Origin of the sequence: Dietzia sp. oral taxon 368, from assembly GCF_002999155.1 — a bacterium.
Classification (GTDB): Bacteria; Actinomycetota; Actinomycetes; order Mycobacteriales; family Mycobacteriaceae; genus Dietzia; species Dietzia cinnamea.
The window spans coordinates 2,913,395-2,929,596 of record NZ_CP027238.1; the positions used below are offsets into that span (position 1 = coordinate 2,913,395).

At 71.9% G+C, this 16,202-nt stretch carries 14 protein-coding genes; 3 read left to right on the plus strand and 11 right to left on the minus strand.

The features are described from left to right. Positions 1 to 228 precede the first annotated feature (228 nt). Entirely contained in the window at positions 229 to 1,335 is a 1,107-nt protein-coding gene (locus C3V38_RS13665; RefSeq protein WP_106386019.1) for a Xaa-Pro peptidase family protein, read from the minus strand. A 140-nt stretch (positions 1,336 to 1,475) separates the two neighbouring features. On the opposite strand from C3V38_RS13665, the gene C3V38_RS13670 reads away from it, so the two are divergent. Continuing rightward, positions 1,476 to 2,405 carry a 5'-3' exonuclease gene (locus C3V38_RS13670; protein WP_061916822.1) on the plus strand — a complete coding sequence of 310 codons (930 nt, stop codon included), beginning with the start codon at positions 1,476 to 1,478 and terminating at the stop codon, positions 2,403 to 2,405. Between the two features lie 77 nt (positions 2,406 to 2,482). Here the strand turns inward: C3V38_RS13670 and C3V38_RS13675 are convergent, their stop codons facing one another. The 10 genes from C3V38_RS13675 to C3V38_RS13720 all read right to left on the minus strand — a co-directional run bounded on the left by C3V38_RS13675 (position 2,483) and on the right by C3V38_RS13720 (position 14,462). Further along, entirely contained in the window at positions 2,483 to 5,143 is a 2,661-nt protein-coding gene (locus C3V38_RS13675; protein WP_106386020.1) for an RNA helicase, read from the minus strand. Then, complete coding sequence (gene tatC / locus C3V38_RS13680; protein ID WP_254426164.1) at positions 5,127 to 6,101, minus strand: twin-arginine translocase subunit TatC; 975 nt, start codon at positions 6,099 to 6,101, stop codon at positions 5,127 to 5,129. The genes C3V38_RS13675 and tatC overlap by 17 nt, the downstream gene beginning before the upstream one ends. 114 nt (positions 6,102 to 6,215) lie before the next feature. Further along, positions 6,216 to 6,656 carry a Sec-independent protein translocase subunit TatA gene (tatA, locus tag C3V38_RS13685; protein ID WP_106386022.1) on the minus strand — a complete coding sequence of 147 codons (441 nt, stop codon included), beginning with the start codon at positions 6,654 to 6,656 and terminating at the stop codon, positions 6,216 to 6,218. A gap of 97 nt (positions 6,657 to 6,753) precedes the next feature. Beyond that, positions 6,754 to 7,728, minus strand: a complete 975-nt coding sequence (locus C3V38_RS13690; protein WP_106386023.1) for a YafY family protein — start codon at positions 7,726 to 7,728, stop codon at positions 6,754 to 6,756. Continuing rightward, positions 7,725 to 8,693, minus strand: a complete 969-nt coding sequence (locus C3V38_RS13695; RefSeq protein WP_106386024.1) for a YafY family protein — start codon at positions 8,691 to 8,693, stop codon at positions 7,725 to 7,727. The genes C3V38_RS13690 and C3V38_RS13695 overlap by 4 nt, the downstream gene beginning before the upstream one ends. A 10-nt stretch (positions 8,694 to 8,703) precedes the next feature. Continuing rightward, positions 8,704 to 10,110: a Pup--protein ligase gene (gene pafA / locus C3V38_RS13700; RefSeq protein WP_106386025.1), complete on the minus strand. Its 1,407-nt coding sequence runs from the start codon at positions 10,108 to 10,110 to the stop codon at positions 8,704 to 8,706. A gap of 6 nt (positions 10,111 to 10,116) precedes the next feature. Then, positions 10,117 to 10,293, minus strand: coding sequence for a ubiquitin-like protein Pup (locus C3V38_RS13705; RefSeq protein ID WP_007629282.1), 177 nt, complete (start codon positions 10,291 to 10,293; stop codon positions 10,117 to 10,119). A gap of 44 nt (positions 10,294 to 10,337) precedes the next feature. Continuing rightward, positions 10,338 to 11,831 (minus strand): depupylase/deamidase Dop, encoded by a 1,494-nt coding sequence (gene dop / locus C3V38_RS13710; protein WP_106386026.1) that lies wholly within the window; start codon positions 11,829 to 11,831, stop codon positions 10,338 to 10,340. Then, complete coding sequence (gene arc, locus C3V38_RS13715) at positions 11,828 to 13,528, minus strand: proteasome ATPase (protein ID WP_106386027.1); 1,701 nt, start codon at positions 13,526 to 13,528, stop codon at positions 11,828 to 11,830. Before arc ends, dop begins: the two co-directional genes overlap by 4 nt. A 94-nt stretch (positions 13,529 to 13,622) precedes the next feature. Further along, positions 13,623 to 14,462, minus strand: a complete 840-nt coding sequence (locus C3V38_RS13720) for a tRNA (adenine-N1)-methyltransferase (RefSeq protein ID WP_106386028.1) — start codon at positions 14,460 to 14,462, stop codon at positions 13,623 to 13,625. 58 nt (positions 14,463 to 14,520) lie between these two features. Here C3V38_RS13720 and C3V38_RS13725 point away from each other — a divergent pair, with 58 nt between their 5' ends. Together C3V38_RS13725 and C3V38_RS13730 are read left to right on the plus strand one after the other, a co-directional pair. Further along, positions 14,521 to 15,432 carry a RecB family exonuclease gene (locus C3V38_RS13725; RefSeq protein ID WP_106386029.1) on the plus strand — a complete coding sequence of 304 codons (912 nt, stop codon included), beginning with the start codon at positions 14,521 to 14,523 and terminating at the stop codon, positions 15,430 to 15,432. Next, positions 15,432 to 16,199 (plus strand): thioesterase family protein, encoded by a 768-nt coding sequence (locus tag C3V38_RS13730; RefSeq protein ID WP_106386030.1) that lies wholly within the window; start codon positions 15,432 to 15,434, stop codon positions 16,197 to 16,199. The genes C3V38_RS13725 and C3V38_RS13730 overlap by 1 nt, the downstream gene beginning before the upstream one ends. Positions 16,200 to 16,202 lie beyond the last annotated feature (3 nt).

Sequence of the window (16,202 nt, forward strand, 5' to 3'; positions counted from 1 at the left end):
GGTCGCTCTGGCTCGATCTCCGGGGGGTCGTGTACGGGGCGGGCGGCGATGCTGGGCGGCTGCAGGGCGGCCTCCGGGCGCAGCCGCACGCGAACATGGCGTCTCGCGCGCACCGCGGGGTGGGCGAGGCGCCATGCTGAGGGGCGGCTGCGCTAGTCGCGGGCATCGACGGGAGCGAGACGCCAGGCGCGGGAGCGGATCCGAGAGCGGCTGGGTGGGCGTCAGCGGTCAGAGCACCCGCAGGCCGCGTTCCCCGGTGTTGAGGTCGCGCCGGCCGTCGGCGGTCACCGCGATGATGTCCTCCAGGCGCGCGCCCCACTGCCCGGACCGGTAGATGCCCGGCTCCACCGAGAACGTCATCCCCTCCTCGAGCACGGTGTCGGCCCCGGGCATGACGAACGGCGGCTCGTGCAGCCCCAGCCCGATTCCGTGGCCGGTGCGGTGGATGAACAGCTCGCCCAGGCCGGCGGCGGCGAGGTGCTCGCGGGCTGCTGCGTCGACCTCGCCGATCGCGACGCCCGGACGCACGGCCTCGCGCGCCAACCGCTGCGCCTCCTGCAGGACCTCGTAGTTCTCGGCGACCTCGGCGGAGGGCTCCCCCATCGAGTACGTTCGCGTGCAGTCCGAGTGATACCCGCTGGGCAGCGGGCCGCCGATGTCCACCACCACGATGTCGCCGGACTCGATCACCCGGTCCGACACGCCGTGGTGCGGGTCAGCGCCGTGCGGGCCCGATCCCACTATCACGAACTCCGCGTGCGTGAGTCCCTCGGCCTCGATGGCCGCCGTGATGAGTTCGCCCGCCTGCTCCTCCGTCCGGCCCACCCGGAGGAACTCCCCCATGCGTGCGTGCACGGCGTCGATACGGCGGGCCGCTTCGGCGAGCTGCTCCACCTCGTCGGGGGTCTTCACGGCCCGCACGTGGTCGATCACCTCCGAGGCGAGCACCACCTCGCCGTCGACGCCGTCACGGAGCGGCACCAGGTGCAGTGCCGGCAACGCGCTGGAGACCGCCACCCGCCCGGCGACCTTCCCCGCCACGAGCGGCACCGGGTCGGTCCCGTCGGACCACGGGTGGATCTCCGCTCCCACGCGCTCGGCGGCGCGACGGGTGACGTTGGTGAGCTCGAGCGCGGGCAGCACGAGCAGCGGCTCTCCGCCGGCGACGGGCACGACCAGCGCGGTGAGCCGCTCGTGGGAGTCCATGCGCTCGCCGGTGAGGTAGGACATGTCCTCGCCGGAGTACACCACCAGGTGGTCGATTCCGAGGGCGCCGGCGCGATCGCGGACGGCGGTCAGGCGACGGGAGTGGAGCTGCGGGTCGGGAGTGGTCATGCCCCCACACTAGGCGCGCGGCGGGCGGGGTCGCGGGAGACTAACCTGGCGGGCAGCGGACGCTCGTGACCCGCGATCAGCAGGACTCCCGGCCGGCATGACCCCTGACCGGCGTGATCCCCGACCCACAAGGAGGCGCGGTGTCCCAGGGCCCGCTCATGGTTCTCGACAGCGCCGGCCTGTGGTTCCGCGCGTTCCACTCCGTGCCCGAGAAGATCACCGGGCCCGACGGCGCCCCGGCCAACGCGGTGCGCGGGTTCTGCGACATGGTCGCCGTGCTGGTCGAGGAGTACTCGCCGACGGGCCTGGTGGCCGCCCTGGACCGGCAGTGGCGCCCGGACTGGCGGGTGGAGTTGCTGCCGTCGTACAAGGCGCACCGGGTGGGTGACGACGGCGAGGAGGACGCCCCCGAATCCCTGGGCCCGCAGGTCGGCGCGATCCGCGAGGTCCTCGGCGCCGCGGGCCTCGCCCAGGCCTGGGCGGAGGACGCGGAGGCCGATGACGTGCTGGCAGCGCTGTCCGCTCGCGATCGCGAGGTGCTGGTCGTCACGGGCGACCGCGACCTGTTCCAGCTGGCCTCGGCGACGACCACCGTCGTGTACGTGGGGGCCGGGATGAAGAAGCGGCTCGCGTACACCCCGCGGGTCGTGGCCGAGCGCTTCGACCTGCCGGCGGGCGACGACGCGCGGGCGTACGCGGACTACGCCGTGCTCGTCGGGGACGCCTCGGACGGACTGCCGGGCGTCGCGGGGATCGGCGCGAAGTCCGCTGCCACGCTGCTGCGCGAGTACGGAGACCTGGACGGGATCATCGCCGCCGCGGGCGACCCCGGTTCGGCGATGAGCGCCCGCCATCGGAAGGCGATCACCGAGGGCGCCGACTACCTCGCCGCGGCGCGCGGGGTGGTCCGGCTGGGCGGGCGCGCGTTCGACGTGCAGTTCGACGGCGACGTGGACGGCCGTCGCGGGCCGGTGGACACCGGGCGGATCGAGTCGCTGGGTGAGTCGACGGGCCAGGCGCGCGCGATCGGCCGGCTGGTGGAGGCGACGGCGGTCCTCGACGAGGCCTGACCCGACTCCGGGCGGCCGTCGTCACCATGGTGGTGAACCGCGCGGTTCAACGCGACGGACGCGGCCCGCGGGTGGGCTCAGGCCATGTGGTCGAGTACGACGCCGCGGCGCAGTGATCCCACCGCCGAGCGGGCGGTCCGGGCGAGGTCCGGCTCGGCGACCTGGCCGACCTGAGCGAGCACATCCACCACGAGTCGCGCGGACCGGACGAAGTCTCCGGCCGTGAGCTCGACGCCCTCCTGCCACGACGCGGCGAGGATCGAGGCGAGCGCACCCCCTGAGACCCAGTGGTGCAGGACCGGCGCGAGCCCGGCGTCCAGGTCCGGGGTCGCGGGCAGCCGGTGTGCACGCTCGGTCTCGGCGACGTCCACCGCGACCCGCTCGGTCTCGGCGAGGGCCGACCGCAGGACCTCGTCCGAGGGCTCGCGGATCGCCGAGTCGGTACGCGGGTGCGCGACGATGGTCGCGATCACGGCGGCGAGCCCGGGCGCGTCGAGACCCTGCCACACGCCGCGGCGCAGGCACTCGGCCACGAAGAGGTCCTGCTCAGTGTGCACCCCGGCGAGCAGGTGGCCCGCGTCGGTGGCACGCAGGACGCCGTCGACCTCCTCGAGGTAACCGAGATGGCGGAGCAGGTCGACGATCCGGCGGAACCGTCGGGCCAACGAGTCCGCGTCGGCGTCGACCTCGGCGGTGAGGCCGGCGACGTCGGCGTCGGCGCGGGCCCACCGCTCGTGCAGGCGGGCGAGCTTGTCGATCCGGGGGTCGTCGTGCAGCGGGTGCTGGCGCAGGGCCCGGCGGGCCGCTGCGATCCGCGGATCCTTGCGGACCGGCTTGCCGCCGGCGTTCTTCATGCGGCCCTTGGCCTTGCCTCGCAGGTGCTCCATGCGCTGGACCAGCGCGCGCTTGGCCCTCCCGTCCAGCTTTCGGCGGCCCTTGGGCAGGTCCACGCGGCCCACCGGCACGGGCGGTGCCGCGAAGTCGTGTTGGCGCAGCCAACCGGTCCACCCGGTATCGGTGAGGCAGAGCAACGCGGGGTCCGAGGGGATGTCGGTCCGCACCTGCAGCACGGTCGCGACCATGCCGAACCGCTTGCGGCCCACGGTGATGACGGAGCCCGCTGTCTGCTTGAGCATGGCCGACCGCACGGAGTCGAGCCGGTCGTCGCGCGTGGCCTTCTCGGACTTGCGCTCGAGCCTGCTCAGCTCGGCGCGCAGGCCCATGTACTCGTCGAGGTCCGCGTCTCCCCCGGCCTCCTCGAGCGAGGCGCGCATCCGGTCACGCTCGTCGGAGCGCCGTTCGATCGCGCGAGACCGCGATACCAGCGTGCGATCGGTCTGGAACTGGGCGAACGACCGTCCGATGAGGGACGTGGCCTCTTCCACTCCTAGTTGCTCGACGAGGTTGACGGCCATCGAGTAGTCGGGCGTGAAGGCGCTGTACAGCGGAAACCGCGGGGTGTCGACGAGCGCGGCCAGCGCGTCCAGGTCGAGGTCGGGTTGGTCCAGCACGACCGCCGTGCCCTTGGTGTCGATGCCGCGCCTGCCGGCACGCCCGGTGATCTGCGAGTACTCGGCGGACGTGAGCATCATGTGTGTGTCGCCGTTGAACTTGGTCGTCTTCTCGAGCACCACGGCACGAGCCGGCATGTGGATCCCCAGCGCGAGCGTCTCCGTGGCGAAGACCACCTTGATCAACCCGGCCGAGAACAGTTCCTCGACGATCGTGCGGAACAGCGGCAGCATCCCCGCGTGGTGGGCGGCGAGTCCGTTGACCAGCCCGGCGCGGAACGCCGCGAAGTCGAGCGCGTCGAGGTCGGGCTGCGGGACCTGCGTGACCGCGGAGTCGACGTGCGAGGCGATGCGTCGGGCTTCCTCGCCGGTCGTGAGACGCAGCCGGGCCCGGCGCATCTGCGCGACCGCGCCGTCGCATCCCGCCCGCGAGAACACGAAGTAGATGGCGGGCAGGAGATGCTCGTCGTCGAGCCGCTCGATGACGTCCTGACGGCGGGCCCACTGCGCACGCGGGCGGGAGGCCATCCGCTCGTCGTGGTAACCGGACCGGGCCCGCCGGCGCTGGTCTGCGGCGTCGCGGACGGGGACGAGATCGCCGTCCGTGTAGAGCATGTGGGCCAGTGGCACGGGACGGTGCTCGGAGAGCACGACGGCGGTGTCGCCGCGGATCTCGGTGATCCAGTCCCCCAGCTCGTCGGTGTTGCTCAGCGTCGCGGACAACCCGACGAGCAGGACGGCCGGGTCGAGGGTGAGGATGATCTCCTCCCACACCACGCCTCGCGAGCGGTCGCCGAGGTAGTGGATCTCGTCCATCACCACGCAGTCGAGGTCGTGCAGTGCCGACGAGGCGCTGTAGATCATGTTGCGCAGCACCTCGGCGGTCATCACGACGACGGGTGCGTCCGCGTCGATCGAGTGGTCACCGGTGAGCAGGCCGACGTTCTCGGGGCCGAAGCGCTCGCGGAACTGCCGGAACTTCTGGTTGCTCAGCGCCTTGACCGGCGTGGTGTAGAAGCACCGTCCGCCGCCGGCGAGGGCGCGGTAGGCCGCGTACTCGCCGACAAGGGTCTTGCCGGACCCCGTCGGTGCGGACACGAGCAGGTTCCGGCCGGCGTCCAGGGCCGCGAAGGCCTCGAGCTGGAACGGATCGGGCGCGAAGCCCTCGCCGGAGAGGAATCCCTCCAGCAGGTCGTCGGGGTGGGTCTCGTCAGGTGATGTCGTCATAGATCGAACCGCCACCGGCCGGGGCCTGGAGCGGTCGGGTGTCGCCGGGCGCGCGGGTACCGGATACGCCGGCACCGGCGGCGGGGGTGGGTCGGGTCAGTGGTTCGGGTCGTTCGAGCGGGCCGGTACCGCCTAGGCCGTCGGCGGGGGCGAGCGGGGACGCGGACTCGTCGTCCACCTCGAGCCAGTCCTCGCGGGACTTCTTCTTGCGCTTGTCGTGCAGGCGGGCGAACTGGATGGCCGCCTCCACCAGGATGCACACGGCCACCGCGAGCGCGAGCATGGAGAACGGGTCCTGGCCGGGTGAGGCGACGGCGGCGAACACGAAGATGCCCATGATGATGCCGCGACGCGACCGGGCCAGTGTCTCGTAGCTCACGACACCCGCCACGTTGAGCATGGCGATGAGCAACGGGATCTCGAAGCTCACGCCGAAGATGAGGATGAGCTGGATGAGGAACGTGAAGTACTGCGTGCCGGACAGTGCCGTGGTCTGGACGTTGTCGCCGATCGAGAGCAGGAATTCCAACGCGTGGACGATCACGATGTACGCCAGGACCGCGCCGCCGATGAACAGGACGGCGGCCAGGATCGTGAAGACGATGCCGTAGCGCTTCTCATTCTTGTGCAGGCCGGGCGTGATGAACGCCCACAACTGGTAGAGCCAGATCGGGCTGGCCAGGACGATGCCGGCGGTGGCGGCGACTTTGAGGCGGAGCATGAACTGCTCGAACGGGCCCGTGGCGAGCAGGCGGCACTCGTCGCCGGCGTCGCCCAGCTGGAGGCGGGCGCCGGGCGGGATGTCGCAGTAGGGGCCGGTGAGGATTCCGCCGAGCGACGGCACGCCCAGGAACCCGGTGCCGTACCACCAGAAGCCGAAGCCGAGCGTCACCACGATCGCGGCCATCGAGATGAGCAGGCGGGTCCGCAGCTCGTAGATGTGCTCGATGAGCGGCATGGTGCCGTCGGGGTTACGCGGCCTGCGGCGTCGCTTGGACAGCAGGCGACCGGCGCCGCCCTGACGGGTGGCGCCGGTGTCCGAGGTCCCGGTCTGTGTCATGGACGAGCCGGCCTACTGCCCCTGCTGACCCTGGCCGCCGTGGTGCGGGGCGGTGGGGTCGATGAACTGCTGCTGACCCTGCTGGGGGGCCGGCTGCTGGTAGGGCTGCTGCGGAGTCTGCGGGTACCCCTGCGCCGGGGCCTGCCCCTGCTGCTGTCCCTGCGCCTGGTACTGCTGCGGAGCTTGCGGCTGGTACTGCTGCGGAGCTTGCGGCTGGTACTGGTTCGCCTGCGGCTGCGCGTACTGGGCGGCGTTCGGCTGACCCTGGGTGAGCGCCTGCGGCTCCTGGTCCTCGGCCGGCTTGTCGTCGTTCTGCATCTCCTTGATCTCGGACTTGAAGATGCGCATCGACCGTCCGAGGCCGCGGGCGGCGTCCGGGAGCTTCTTCGAACCGAAGAGCAGGAGCACCACCGCGAGGACGATGAGCCAGTGCCAGATGCTCAACGCACCCATGTCAACCTCCGTTTGTCTGACAACGTTTCCATGCTAGCGCACCCGCCGCCGACGACGACAGCGCGCAAGCGAGCGAAACCCCCCGTGACCTCGTCGTTCACTGGGAATTCACGAGCTGGTCGCCGGGGTCGTCGCCCGTCTCGTATACGGCCAGTCCCTCGGCGGCACGGCGGGCGACCTCGGCGGCGAGCCCGGGGTCCCCGGGACGCACGACGTCGGCGTGCCCCAGCAGGAAGCGGAGCAGCCACGCGCGGTCGTGATAGGCGATCTCGACGTCCAGATCGCCGTCGGGGCGGCGGACCACCGTGTGGAAGCGGAACTCGTCGAGGAACCACGCCGCGGCAGCCGGGACGCGGGCGGCCTCCAGGCGGACGTCCCCCTCGCCGTCGTCCTGTGGTTCGGGGCCGAGCGCGCGGCGCGGTCCCACCTCCTCGACCCCGCTCATCCGATCCGTGCGGAAGGTCCGCCACTGCCCGGACGAGCGGTCCACGCCGTGGAGGTAGGAGTGACCGTCGGCGACGGACAGGCGGGCGGGGTCCACGACGCGCGTGGTGGAGGTGTCAGAGCTCGCCGAGTGGTAGACGAAGCGCAGCGCCCGGCCGTCGTGCACCGCGGTCCGCACCACGTCCGCGTCGGAGTCCGCCGACTCGCGGCGCGCCTCGCCTGCGGTGACGCGGGCCTCGGATCCGGTGGCCGCGCGCAGCGTCGTGAGCAGGTCGCGCAGCGCGGTCTGGTCGATCACCTCGGGCTGGCCGAGGAACACGGCCAGCCCGGTCTCCAGGGTGACCGCCTCGGCGGCGGTGAGGCGCACGGGGCGGTCGATGCCGGCGGTGAACGTCACCTCGACCATCTCGGCGTCGTCGAGGTCCTCGGAGGAGAAGGCCAGGTCGATGAGATCACCGGGGCCGTAGCCGGGCAGGCCGCAGGACCACAGTTGCCACAGGGCGTCGCGGAGTTGCTTCTCGCTCATGCCGAGGTCGCGCGCGGCGTCGGCCACCCGGACGGGACCGCGGGTGTGGAAGTACGGGACAACGCTGAGCAGCGTCGCGAGCGGGACGGTGCGGGGACTCATCGGACGGCCTCCTCGGCGGCGCTGAGGATCGACACGACGCGCACCCGCAGCTCCGCCGGTCCCAGGGCGACGGCATCGGGACCCTGCGCGGCCACCAGCGCGGACAGTTCGCCCAGCGGCGCGGCGAGACCGAGATCGGCGCCCGTCCTGCCGAAGCGCTGTGCGGGCGTGGCTGACCGGGCCATCGCGCGCAGCTCGGCGGCACGGCCGTCGGCCACCCACACGGTGGCCTCGAGCAGCGGGTTGAGGCGGGAGACGGCGTCGTCGAGCAGCGCCAGGACCTGCTCGGTGGGCGGCACGGGGACGGTCCGGGCGGCGCGCGTCGCCTTGACGTCGGAGATGCGCACGAGCCGGAAGGTGCGGGGCTCGCCGCGGTCGAGGTCGTGGCCGACGAGGTACCAGTGCCCGTGGCGTGAGCCGGTCCACCACGGTTCGACCCGGCGCGTCCGCGGGGCGGAGGCGCCTGCCGGGGTGTGCGAGAAGGTGAGGCCGGTGCCCTCGGCGACCGCCTCGGCCACCAGGGCGGCCGTGGCGAGCTCGGCGGGGTCGGCCACGGAGACGGTGGCGCCGGCGTCGTGGACGGGGTCGATCCCGGCGGCGGTGAGCTTGGCCAGCGCCCCGCCGGCGCGGGCGGCCCTCTCCCCCTCGCGCCACACCTCGGCGGCCACGGCGAGCACGCCGGCCTGCTCCGGCGTCAGCGTGATCTCGGGCAGCTCGTATCCGTGGGCGGGGATGCGGTACCCGACGGGCGAGCCGGGCGCGAGCGACGCGCCCTGTTCGAGCGGCACGCCGACGTCGCGCAGCTCCCGCTTGTCGCGTTCGAACATCCGCAGGAAGGCGTTCTCGGACTCGCAGTCGTCGTAACCCTGGACCATCCGGCGGATCTCGTCGGCCGACAGGAACGCGTTGGTCGACCTCAGACAGATGACGAGGTTGACCAGGCGTTGCGACTTCGAGGTGGACACTGCTGGAACGCTATCGTCCGAGCGCGGCGATGAGATCGTCGACACGCGGGTCGACCTCGGCGAACGGGTCGGTCAGCGCGACGGTGGGTACCGAGCCGTCGGAGAGCTTGAGGTGCACCCAGTCCACGGTGAAGTCGCGCCCGGCCTCCCGTGCGGCGGTGATGAACCGACCGCGCAGCGCGGCGCGGGTGGTCTCGGGGGCGACGCTGCGGGCGCGTTCGACGGCGGCGTCGTCGACGACGCGCGATACCATCCCCCGGCGTTCGAGCACGGAGTGCAGCCCCCGCCCGGGCCGGATGTCGTGGTAGGTGAGGTCGATCTGCGCGAGGCGCGGGTGGTCGAGGTCGGCGCCCGTCCTGGCCTGTACCTGCCGGATGAGGCGCAGTTTGGCGGCCCAGTCGACGTCGGCGGCGATCGAGTCGTGGTCGCCGGACTCCACGGCGTCGAGGATGCGCTCCCACAGGGCCACGCAGTGTTCGACGTCCGGGCGGTCGTCGCGCTCCCATCCGCCGACGTCGAGGTAGCGGCGGACCGCGCCCAGGAACTCGCGCTGGATCTCGAGCGCGGACATGGTTGTGCCGTCGGTGAGGGCGACGGGGCGGGTGCCGGTGAGGTCGCGGCTGATCTCGCGGATCGCGCGCACAGGGTGCGCGACCGCCATCGGCCGCAGCTCGACGCCGGCCTCGATCATCTCCAGCACGAGCCGGGTGCTGGCGATCTTGAGCAGCGTCGTGGTCTCGATCATGTTGGAGTCGCCGACGATCACGTGCATGCGCCGGAACCGCGTCGAGTCGGCGTGCGGTTCGTCGCGGGTGTTGATGAGCGGTCGCGAGCGGGTGGTCGCCGAGGACACGCCGTCCCACATGTGCTCGGCGCGCTGGGAGAAGCAGTACACCGGCTCGGAGGTCTCCCCCAGGCCCACGCCGGCGGGGGTGCCGGGCAGGATCTTGCCGGCGCCGCAGATGAGCTGCCGGCTGACGAGGAACGGCAGCAGGGTGTTGGCGATGCCCCGCACCTGGGTGCTGCGGTCGAGCAGGTAGTTCTCGTGGCAACCGTAGGAGTTGCCCACGGAGTCGGTGTTGTTCTTGAACAGGTAGACGAGGGCGTCGATGCCCTCGTCCGCGAGGGACTGTTCGGCGGCCAGGGCGAGGTCGTCGACGATCCGCTCCCCCGCCCTGTCGTGGGCGACGATCTGTCGCAGCCCGTCGCATTCGGCGGTCGCGTACTCGGGGTGGGAGCCCACGTCGAGGTAGAGGCGTGCGCCGTTGTCGAGGAAGACGTTGGAGCTGCGCCAGCGCTCCACGACGGGGCGGAACAGGTAGCGGGCGATCTCGTCGGCGCCGAGCCCACGGGCGCCCTCACCGCTGACGCTCGTGATCCCGAACTCGGTCTCGATCCCGACGATGCGACGGATCATGGGGCTCTACTGCCCGCCCTTCTGGACGTAGGACTTCACGAACTCCTCGGCGTTGGTCTCGAGGATGTCGTCGATCTCGTCGAGCAGCGAGTCGGCGGAGGTGGTGTCGGCGGCCTTGACCACCTGGCCGGCCTCGTCGTCGGGGTCGGCGGGGCCGCCGGCGTTCTTCTGGATCTGGGACATGGTGTCTCCTCGTGTGTCTGAGCGGGACGGGCCTGTGCGGGCCGTCAGTACGGGTACTGGTCGGGCCCGTCGGGCCCGAGGAAGTCGGGATGGGCCTCGCAGTACTCGCGGGACCCGACGTAGGGGTCGGTGAGGTCGACGTGGCGTTCGTGGCCGCGGGAGTCGACGACGACGACGTGGTCCCACCCGGCGGCGCGGATGCGGTCGCCGAGTTCGGCGAGGAAGCGTCCCCTGGCCCAGGCCCGCGTTCGTGCGGGCGGGGTCGTGACCGCGGCCTCGACCTCGTCGTCGGTGACCAGTCGGCGCATGGCGCCCTTGGCGACCAGACGGTTGTAGAGTCCACGCCGCGGGTCGATGTCGTGGTACTGGACGTCGATGAGGGCGAGCCGGGCGTGGTCCCAGTCCAGGCCGTCGCGGGTGCGGAAGCCCTCCAGCAGCCGGAGCTTGGCGGGCCAGTCCAGTCGGTCGGCGCACGACATCGGGTTCTCCTCGAGCGCGTCGAGGATCCCGCGCCACTCGCCCAGGACCTCGAGCGCCCAGCCCGGGCGACCCGTGCCGTCGCCGATGACGCCGGCGACCCGCTCGAGGATCTCGCGCTGGAGGGCGAGGCCGGTGACGTTCCGGCCGTCGGGCAGGGGCACGGTCGCGCGGAGTGACGGGTCGTGGCTGATGATGTGGACGGCCTCGACGGGGTCGACGGGCAACAGGTCGGAGAAGTCGACCCCCGCTTCGATCGCGTCCAGCACGAGGCAGGTGGTGCCGATCTTGAGGTAGGTGGCCAGCTCGGACATGTTGGCGTCGCCGATGATGACGTGCAGGCGGCGCCACGTCTCGTCCGGGGCGTGGGGCTCGTCGCGGGTGTTGATGATGCCGCGGCGCAGGGTGGTCTCGAGCCCGGTGAGGACCTCGATGTAGTCGGCGCGCTGGGCGAGCTGGTAGCCGGGCGTCTCGCCGGACTGACCGATCCCGACGCGGCCGGCCCCGCAGTACACCTGGCGGGACAGCAGGTGCGGCGCCAGGCTCACGGTGAGCCCGTCGAAGTCGAGGTCGCGGCGCACGAGGTAGTTCTCGTGGGCGCCGTAGGAGGCGCCCTTGCCGTCGACGTTGTTCTTGTAGAGCTTGAGCTCGGCGTTGCCCTCGGTGGCCGACGACTCGACGCCCGCGCGGTGCATGATCACCTCGCCGGCCTTGTCCCAGATCACCGCGTCGCGTGGGGAGTCGACCTCGGGGGCCGAGTACTCGGGGTGGGCGTGGTCGACGTAGAAGCGGGCCCCGTTGGTCAGCACCCGGTTGGTCACCCCGAATTCGCTGGGGTCGTAGGCACGGGCCGCGCCGAGGTCGAAGCCGCGGGCGTCGCGCAGGGGTGACTCCGAGCCGTAGTCCCAGCGGGCCTCTTCGGCTCCCCCGGCGGTCTCGCCCGGGTCGGTGTAGGCCTTGATCACCTGGGTCGAGGTCACCACCGAGCTGAGCAGCGGCTGGCCGACGGCGACGATGCCGAACTCGATCTCCGTGCCGATGACGCGCCCGCGCGGGTTCACTGCCCGGCTCCCCGGTTGGGTACGGAGACCTCGATGACGCGCTCGCCGCGGACACCAGTCAGGCGCGCCCACTCCTGCGGGTTGGACGTGTTGGGCAGATCCGTGTTCTCGGCGAACTCGGCGTCGACCGCGTCGAGGAAGTCGTCGGTGGTCAGGCCGCGACCGGTGCCGTGGACGATGTCCTTGATCGCCAGCTTCTTGGCCCGGTCGACGATGTTGCGCAGCATCGCCCCGGAGGTGAGGTCGGCCAGGTACAGCGACGACCGGCGGCCGGAGGCGTACACGAGGTGGACGTAGGTCGTGGAGGCGTCACGGGTGTAGAGCCGGTCGACGATGCGCTCGATGAGTTCGCGGACGTGGGTCTCGAGGTCGGCGTCGCCGACCTCGACCGGGTCGAAGCGCAGGTCCGGGGTGATGTACTTGGCGAGGATGTCCGCCGCCGCCTCCCGGTCTGGCCGGTCGATGCGGATCTTCAGATCCAGGCGGCCGGGCCGGAGGATGGCGGGATCGATCATGTCCTCACGGTTGGAGGCGCCGATCACGATGACGTTACGCAGGTCCTCCACGCCGTCGATCTCCGCGAGCAGCTGCGGGACGATCGTCGTCTCCATGTCCGAGGACACGCCGGACCCGCGGGTGCGGAAGATGGAGTCCATCTCGTCGAAGAAGACGATCACCGGGTTGCCCTCGGTGGCCTTCTCCCGCGCCCGTTCGAAGATCGACCGGATGTGCCGCTCGGTCTCGCCGACGTACTTGTTGAGCAGCTCGGGGCCCTTGATCGAGAGGAAGTACGAGTTCGGGTACCGGCCGTCGCTGACGTCGTCACCCCGGGCCACCGCGGCCGCGCGCGCCAGCGAGTGCGCCACGGCCTTGGCGATGAGGGTCTTTCCGCACCCGGGAGGGCCGTAGAGCAGGACGCCCTTCGGCGGGGCCAGGTGGAACTCGCGGTACAGGTCGTGGTGCACGAACGGCAGCTCGATCGCGTCGCGGATCTGCTCGATCTGCGGGCCCAGACCGCCGATGTCGGAGTACTCGACCGTCGGGATCTCCTCGAGGAGGAGCTCGTCGACCTCCGCCTTGGGCACCACCTCGTAGGCCACGCCGGCCTTGGGATCGACCAGGACCGCGTCGCCGGGGCGGACGGGTGCCGGGTGCTCGGCCGTGCGCGCACCGCGCAGGGCGGCGGCGAGGACCACGATGTGCTCCTCGTCGTTGCCCATGACCACCCGCGCTCGCACGCCGTCGGCGAGCACGTCCCGCAGGACGGCGGTCACGCCGGTGACCGGGAGCTCGCTCGAGACCTCCAGGACCGTCATGGCCTCGTTGAGGCGCACGGTCACGCCCGGGGTCAGGTCCGCGGCGTCCACGCCGGGGGCGATCGCCAGGCGCATGCGGCGGCCGGCGGCCATGACCTCGACGGTGTCGGGGCCGGCGGGACGGGTGAGGACCACGCCGTAGGTGCTGGGCGGGGTGCCGAGCCGCTCGACCTCGCCCTTGAGGGCCTCGAGCTGGTCGCGTGAGTCCCTGAGCAGTTCCGCGAGCCGGACGTTGCGGGCGCCGAGGGCGTCGATCTTGATCGACTTCTCGCGGTCCGATCGGGCCCCCTCGTCCACGGCCTTGCGCAGCCGTGCGAGTTCGGCGCGGTCGACCGCCACCCTGTCCTCGCCCTGGCCGGCCGGGGAACGTCCCTCGGTCACGCGATCACCTGCCCTCCTGGTCGTCGACGGGTCTCCTCGTCGTCGTCCCCTCCACCCTATCGCCGGGGTGGCACGCGGGTGGGCGCGCGTCTGGTCAGCCCTTACCGCTGCGACGCTTGGGCTTGAGGGTCGTCACTCCCTCGGCGAGGCGACGCGCGGTCACCAGGAACGCGGTGTGGCCCTGCATGCGGTGCTCGGGGCGCACGGCCAGGCCCACCACGTGCCATCCGCGGTTGATCGACTCCCACGCGCGGGGCTCGGTCCAGCACTGCTGGCGCCGCAGCGCCTCGACGACGTCCGACAGCTGCGTGGTCGTGGCCACGTAGGCCACCAGCACGCCGCCGGGTACCAGCACCTCGCTCACCGTCTGCAGGCACTCCCACGGCGCGAGCATGTCCAGCACCACGCGGTCGACCTGACCGCCCAGCGCCTCGACCGAGGTCTCCGCCAGGTCCGCGACGCGCAGGTCCCAGTTCTCGGGGTGATCACCGTAGAACGTGCGGACGTTGCGCTCGGCGTGCTCGGCGTGGTCGGAGCGGATCTCGTAGGAGAAGACCTTCCCCTCCGGGCCGACCGCCCGCAGCAGCGAGCACGTCAGGGCCCCCGACCCCGCGCCGGCCTCGAGGACCCGGGCGCCGGGGAACACGTCGCCCTCGTGGACGATCTGCGCGGCGTCCTTGGGGTAGATCACCTGCGCGCCGCGCGGCATCGACAGCACGTAGTCGGTGAGCAACGGGCGCAGCGCGAGGTAGTGCGCGTCCTTGGTGGAGGTGATGATCGACCCCTCGGGCGCACCGATGAGGTCGTCGTGACGCACCGCACCGTGGTGGGTGAAGAACTCCGCGCCCTCGACGAGGACGACGGTGTACTTGCGCCCCTTGGTGTCGGTGAGCTGGACGCGGTCGCCCACGACGAACGGGCCGGATCGCTGCACGGGGGACCTCCAGAGGACGGGGGGTCGGTTGTCCGACCAGTTGTCTACCCTGCCAGGTGTGACGGATCCCCTCGAAATCGGCGGCATCCCGGCAGCGGGCGACGTACCCCTGCCGGAGCGCAAGCCCCTCGCCCTGTCGGCCTCTCGCGCGTCCGACTACCGGCAGTGCCCGCTGCTGTACCGGCTGCGAGCCGTGGACCGCATCCCGGAGCCGAAGACGCGCGCCCAGGTGCTCGGCACGGTCGTCCACTCCGTGCTCGAGGAGCTGTACGGACTCGATCAGTCCGAGAGGGCGCCGCAGCGGGCCGCGGAACTCGTCCCCGCCGCCGTCGAGCGCTTCTACGCCGAAGAGGACGGCGCGACGGTGGTCCCGCTGTCCGACCGCGCCGATTTCCAGGCGCAGGTGGCGGCGCTGGTCGCGGCGCTCTACGGCGTCGAGGACCCGCAGCGCTTCTCCCCCGCCTCCTGCGAGCAGTACCTGGTCACCGCCACCGCGGCCGGCACCCCGCTGCACGGCTTCCTCGACCGGGTCGACGTCGCGCCCACCGGAGAGGTCCGGGTGGTCGACTACAAGACGGGTAAACCCCCGCACCCGCGCTTCCAGGACCAGGCGATGTTCCAGATGCGGTTCTACGCCCTGATGTACCAGCGCATCCACGGTGTGCTGCCCGCGCAGCTCAAACTCATCTATCTCAAGAACGGCAGCTGGCTCACCTTCACCCCGGACCACGCGTCGCTCGTCGAGACCGAGGCGTCCCTGGACGCGCTGTGGTCGGAGATCGAACGGGCCGGGCAGACCGGTGACTTCCGCCCCCGCACGTCCCGCCTGTGCGACTGGTGCAATCATCAGGCGCTGTGTCCGGCGTTCGGCGGCACCCCGCCCGAGTACCCGGGGTGGCCGGGGACCCGCGTGGTCCCCGCCGGCGCACACGATCTGTTGACCGGGCGAGGAGAACCGAGGAGTTCATGATGACGGAGGCCTACTTCGAGCCGCTGGGATCCGACGACGGCTGGGAGGTCTTCCGCGCGACCCCGCACACCGTCAGCGCCTGGGGCCCGGACCTGCAGCACGGAGCGCCGCCCTCGGCCATCCTCACCCGCGCCATGGAGCGCCTCGACGCCGGCGGCGGCGCACGCATCGCCCGCGTGGCCGTCGATCTGCTGGGGCCCGTCCCGCTCGGTGAACTGCGGACCCGTGCCCGCGTGGCCCGACCGGGCCGCCGGATCCAGCTGCTGGAGTCGGAGCTCGTCGCCGGCGGACGGACCGTCGCGCGGGCGAGCGCGTGGCGGCTGGCCACCGGCGACACCACCCACGTCGAGCAGGCGGCAGAGGCGCCGCGCGTACTACCGGACACCGATCACAACGGCGACTTCTTCACCCGCTGGACGAGTGGCTACATCGACTCGCTCGAGATCCGCGGCGCCGAGGACGGCACCGTCTGGGCCCGGCCCACTCTGCCGCTGGTCGCCGGGGAGGAGCCGACGCCCGTCCAGCACGTGATGTGCGTGGCCGACATCGCCAACGGGGTCGGCGCGGTCCTCGAGCCCGCCGAGTGGCGGTTCCTCAACACCGACCTCGTCACGCACCTCCACCGACCGCCCGTCGGTCGCTGGATCGGCGTGGCCGCCCGGGCGTCGATCGGGCCGGACGGGGTCGGCGCGACCTCCGGGACACTGTTCGATGAGAAGGGCGCGATCGGCGATACCCTGCAGGCCCTGCTCGTCGAGCGGGTGTGAGCC

What these genes read in the sequence shown, in the direction of transcription:
- C3V38_RS13730 (WP_106386030.1), top strand. Translation starts at nt 15,432, where the DNA reads ATGACGGAGGCCTACTTCGAGCCGCTGGGATCCGACGACGGCTGGGAG.
- C3V38_RS13705 (WP_007629282.1), bottom strand. Translation starts at nt 10,293, where the DNA reads ATGTCCCAGATCCAGAAGAACGCCGGCGGCCCCGCCGACCCCGACGAC.
- C3V38_RS13665 (WP_106386019.1), bottom strand. Translation starts at nt 1,335, where the DNA reads ATGACCACTCCCGACCCGCAGCTCCACTCCCGTCGCCTGACCGCCGTC.
- C3V38_RS13690 (WP_106386023.1), bottom strand. Translation starts at nt 7,728, where the DNA reads ATGAGTCCCCGCACCGTCCCGCTCGCGACGCTGCTCAGCGTTGTCCCG.
- tatC (WP_254426164.1), bottom strand. Translation starts at nt 6,101, where the DNA reads ATGCCGCTCATCGAGCACATCTACGAGCTGCGGACCCGCCTGCTCATC.
- tatA (WP_106386022.1), bottom strand. Translation starts at nt 6,656, where the DNA reads ATGGGTGCGTTGAGCATCTGGCACTGGCTCATCGTCCTCGCGGTGGTG.
- pafA (WP_106386025.1), bottom strand. Translation starts at nt 10,110, where the DNA reads ATGATCCGTCGCATCGTCGGGATCGAGACCGAGTTCGGGATCACGAGC.
- C3V38_RS13675 (WP_106386020.1), bottom strand. Translation starts at nt 5,143, where the DNA reads ATGACGACATCACCTGACGAGACCCACCCCGACGACCTGCTGGAGGGA.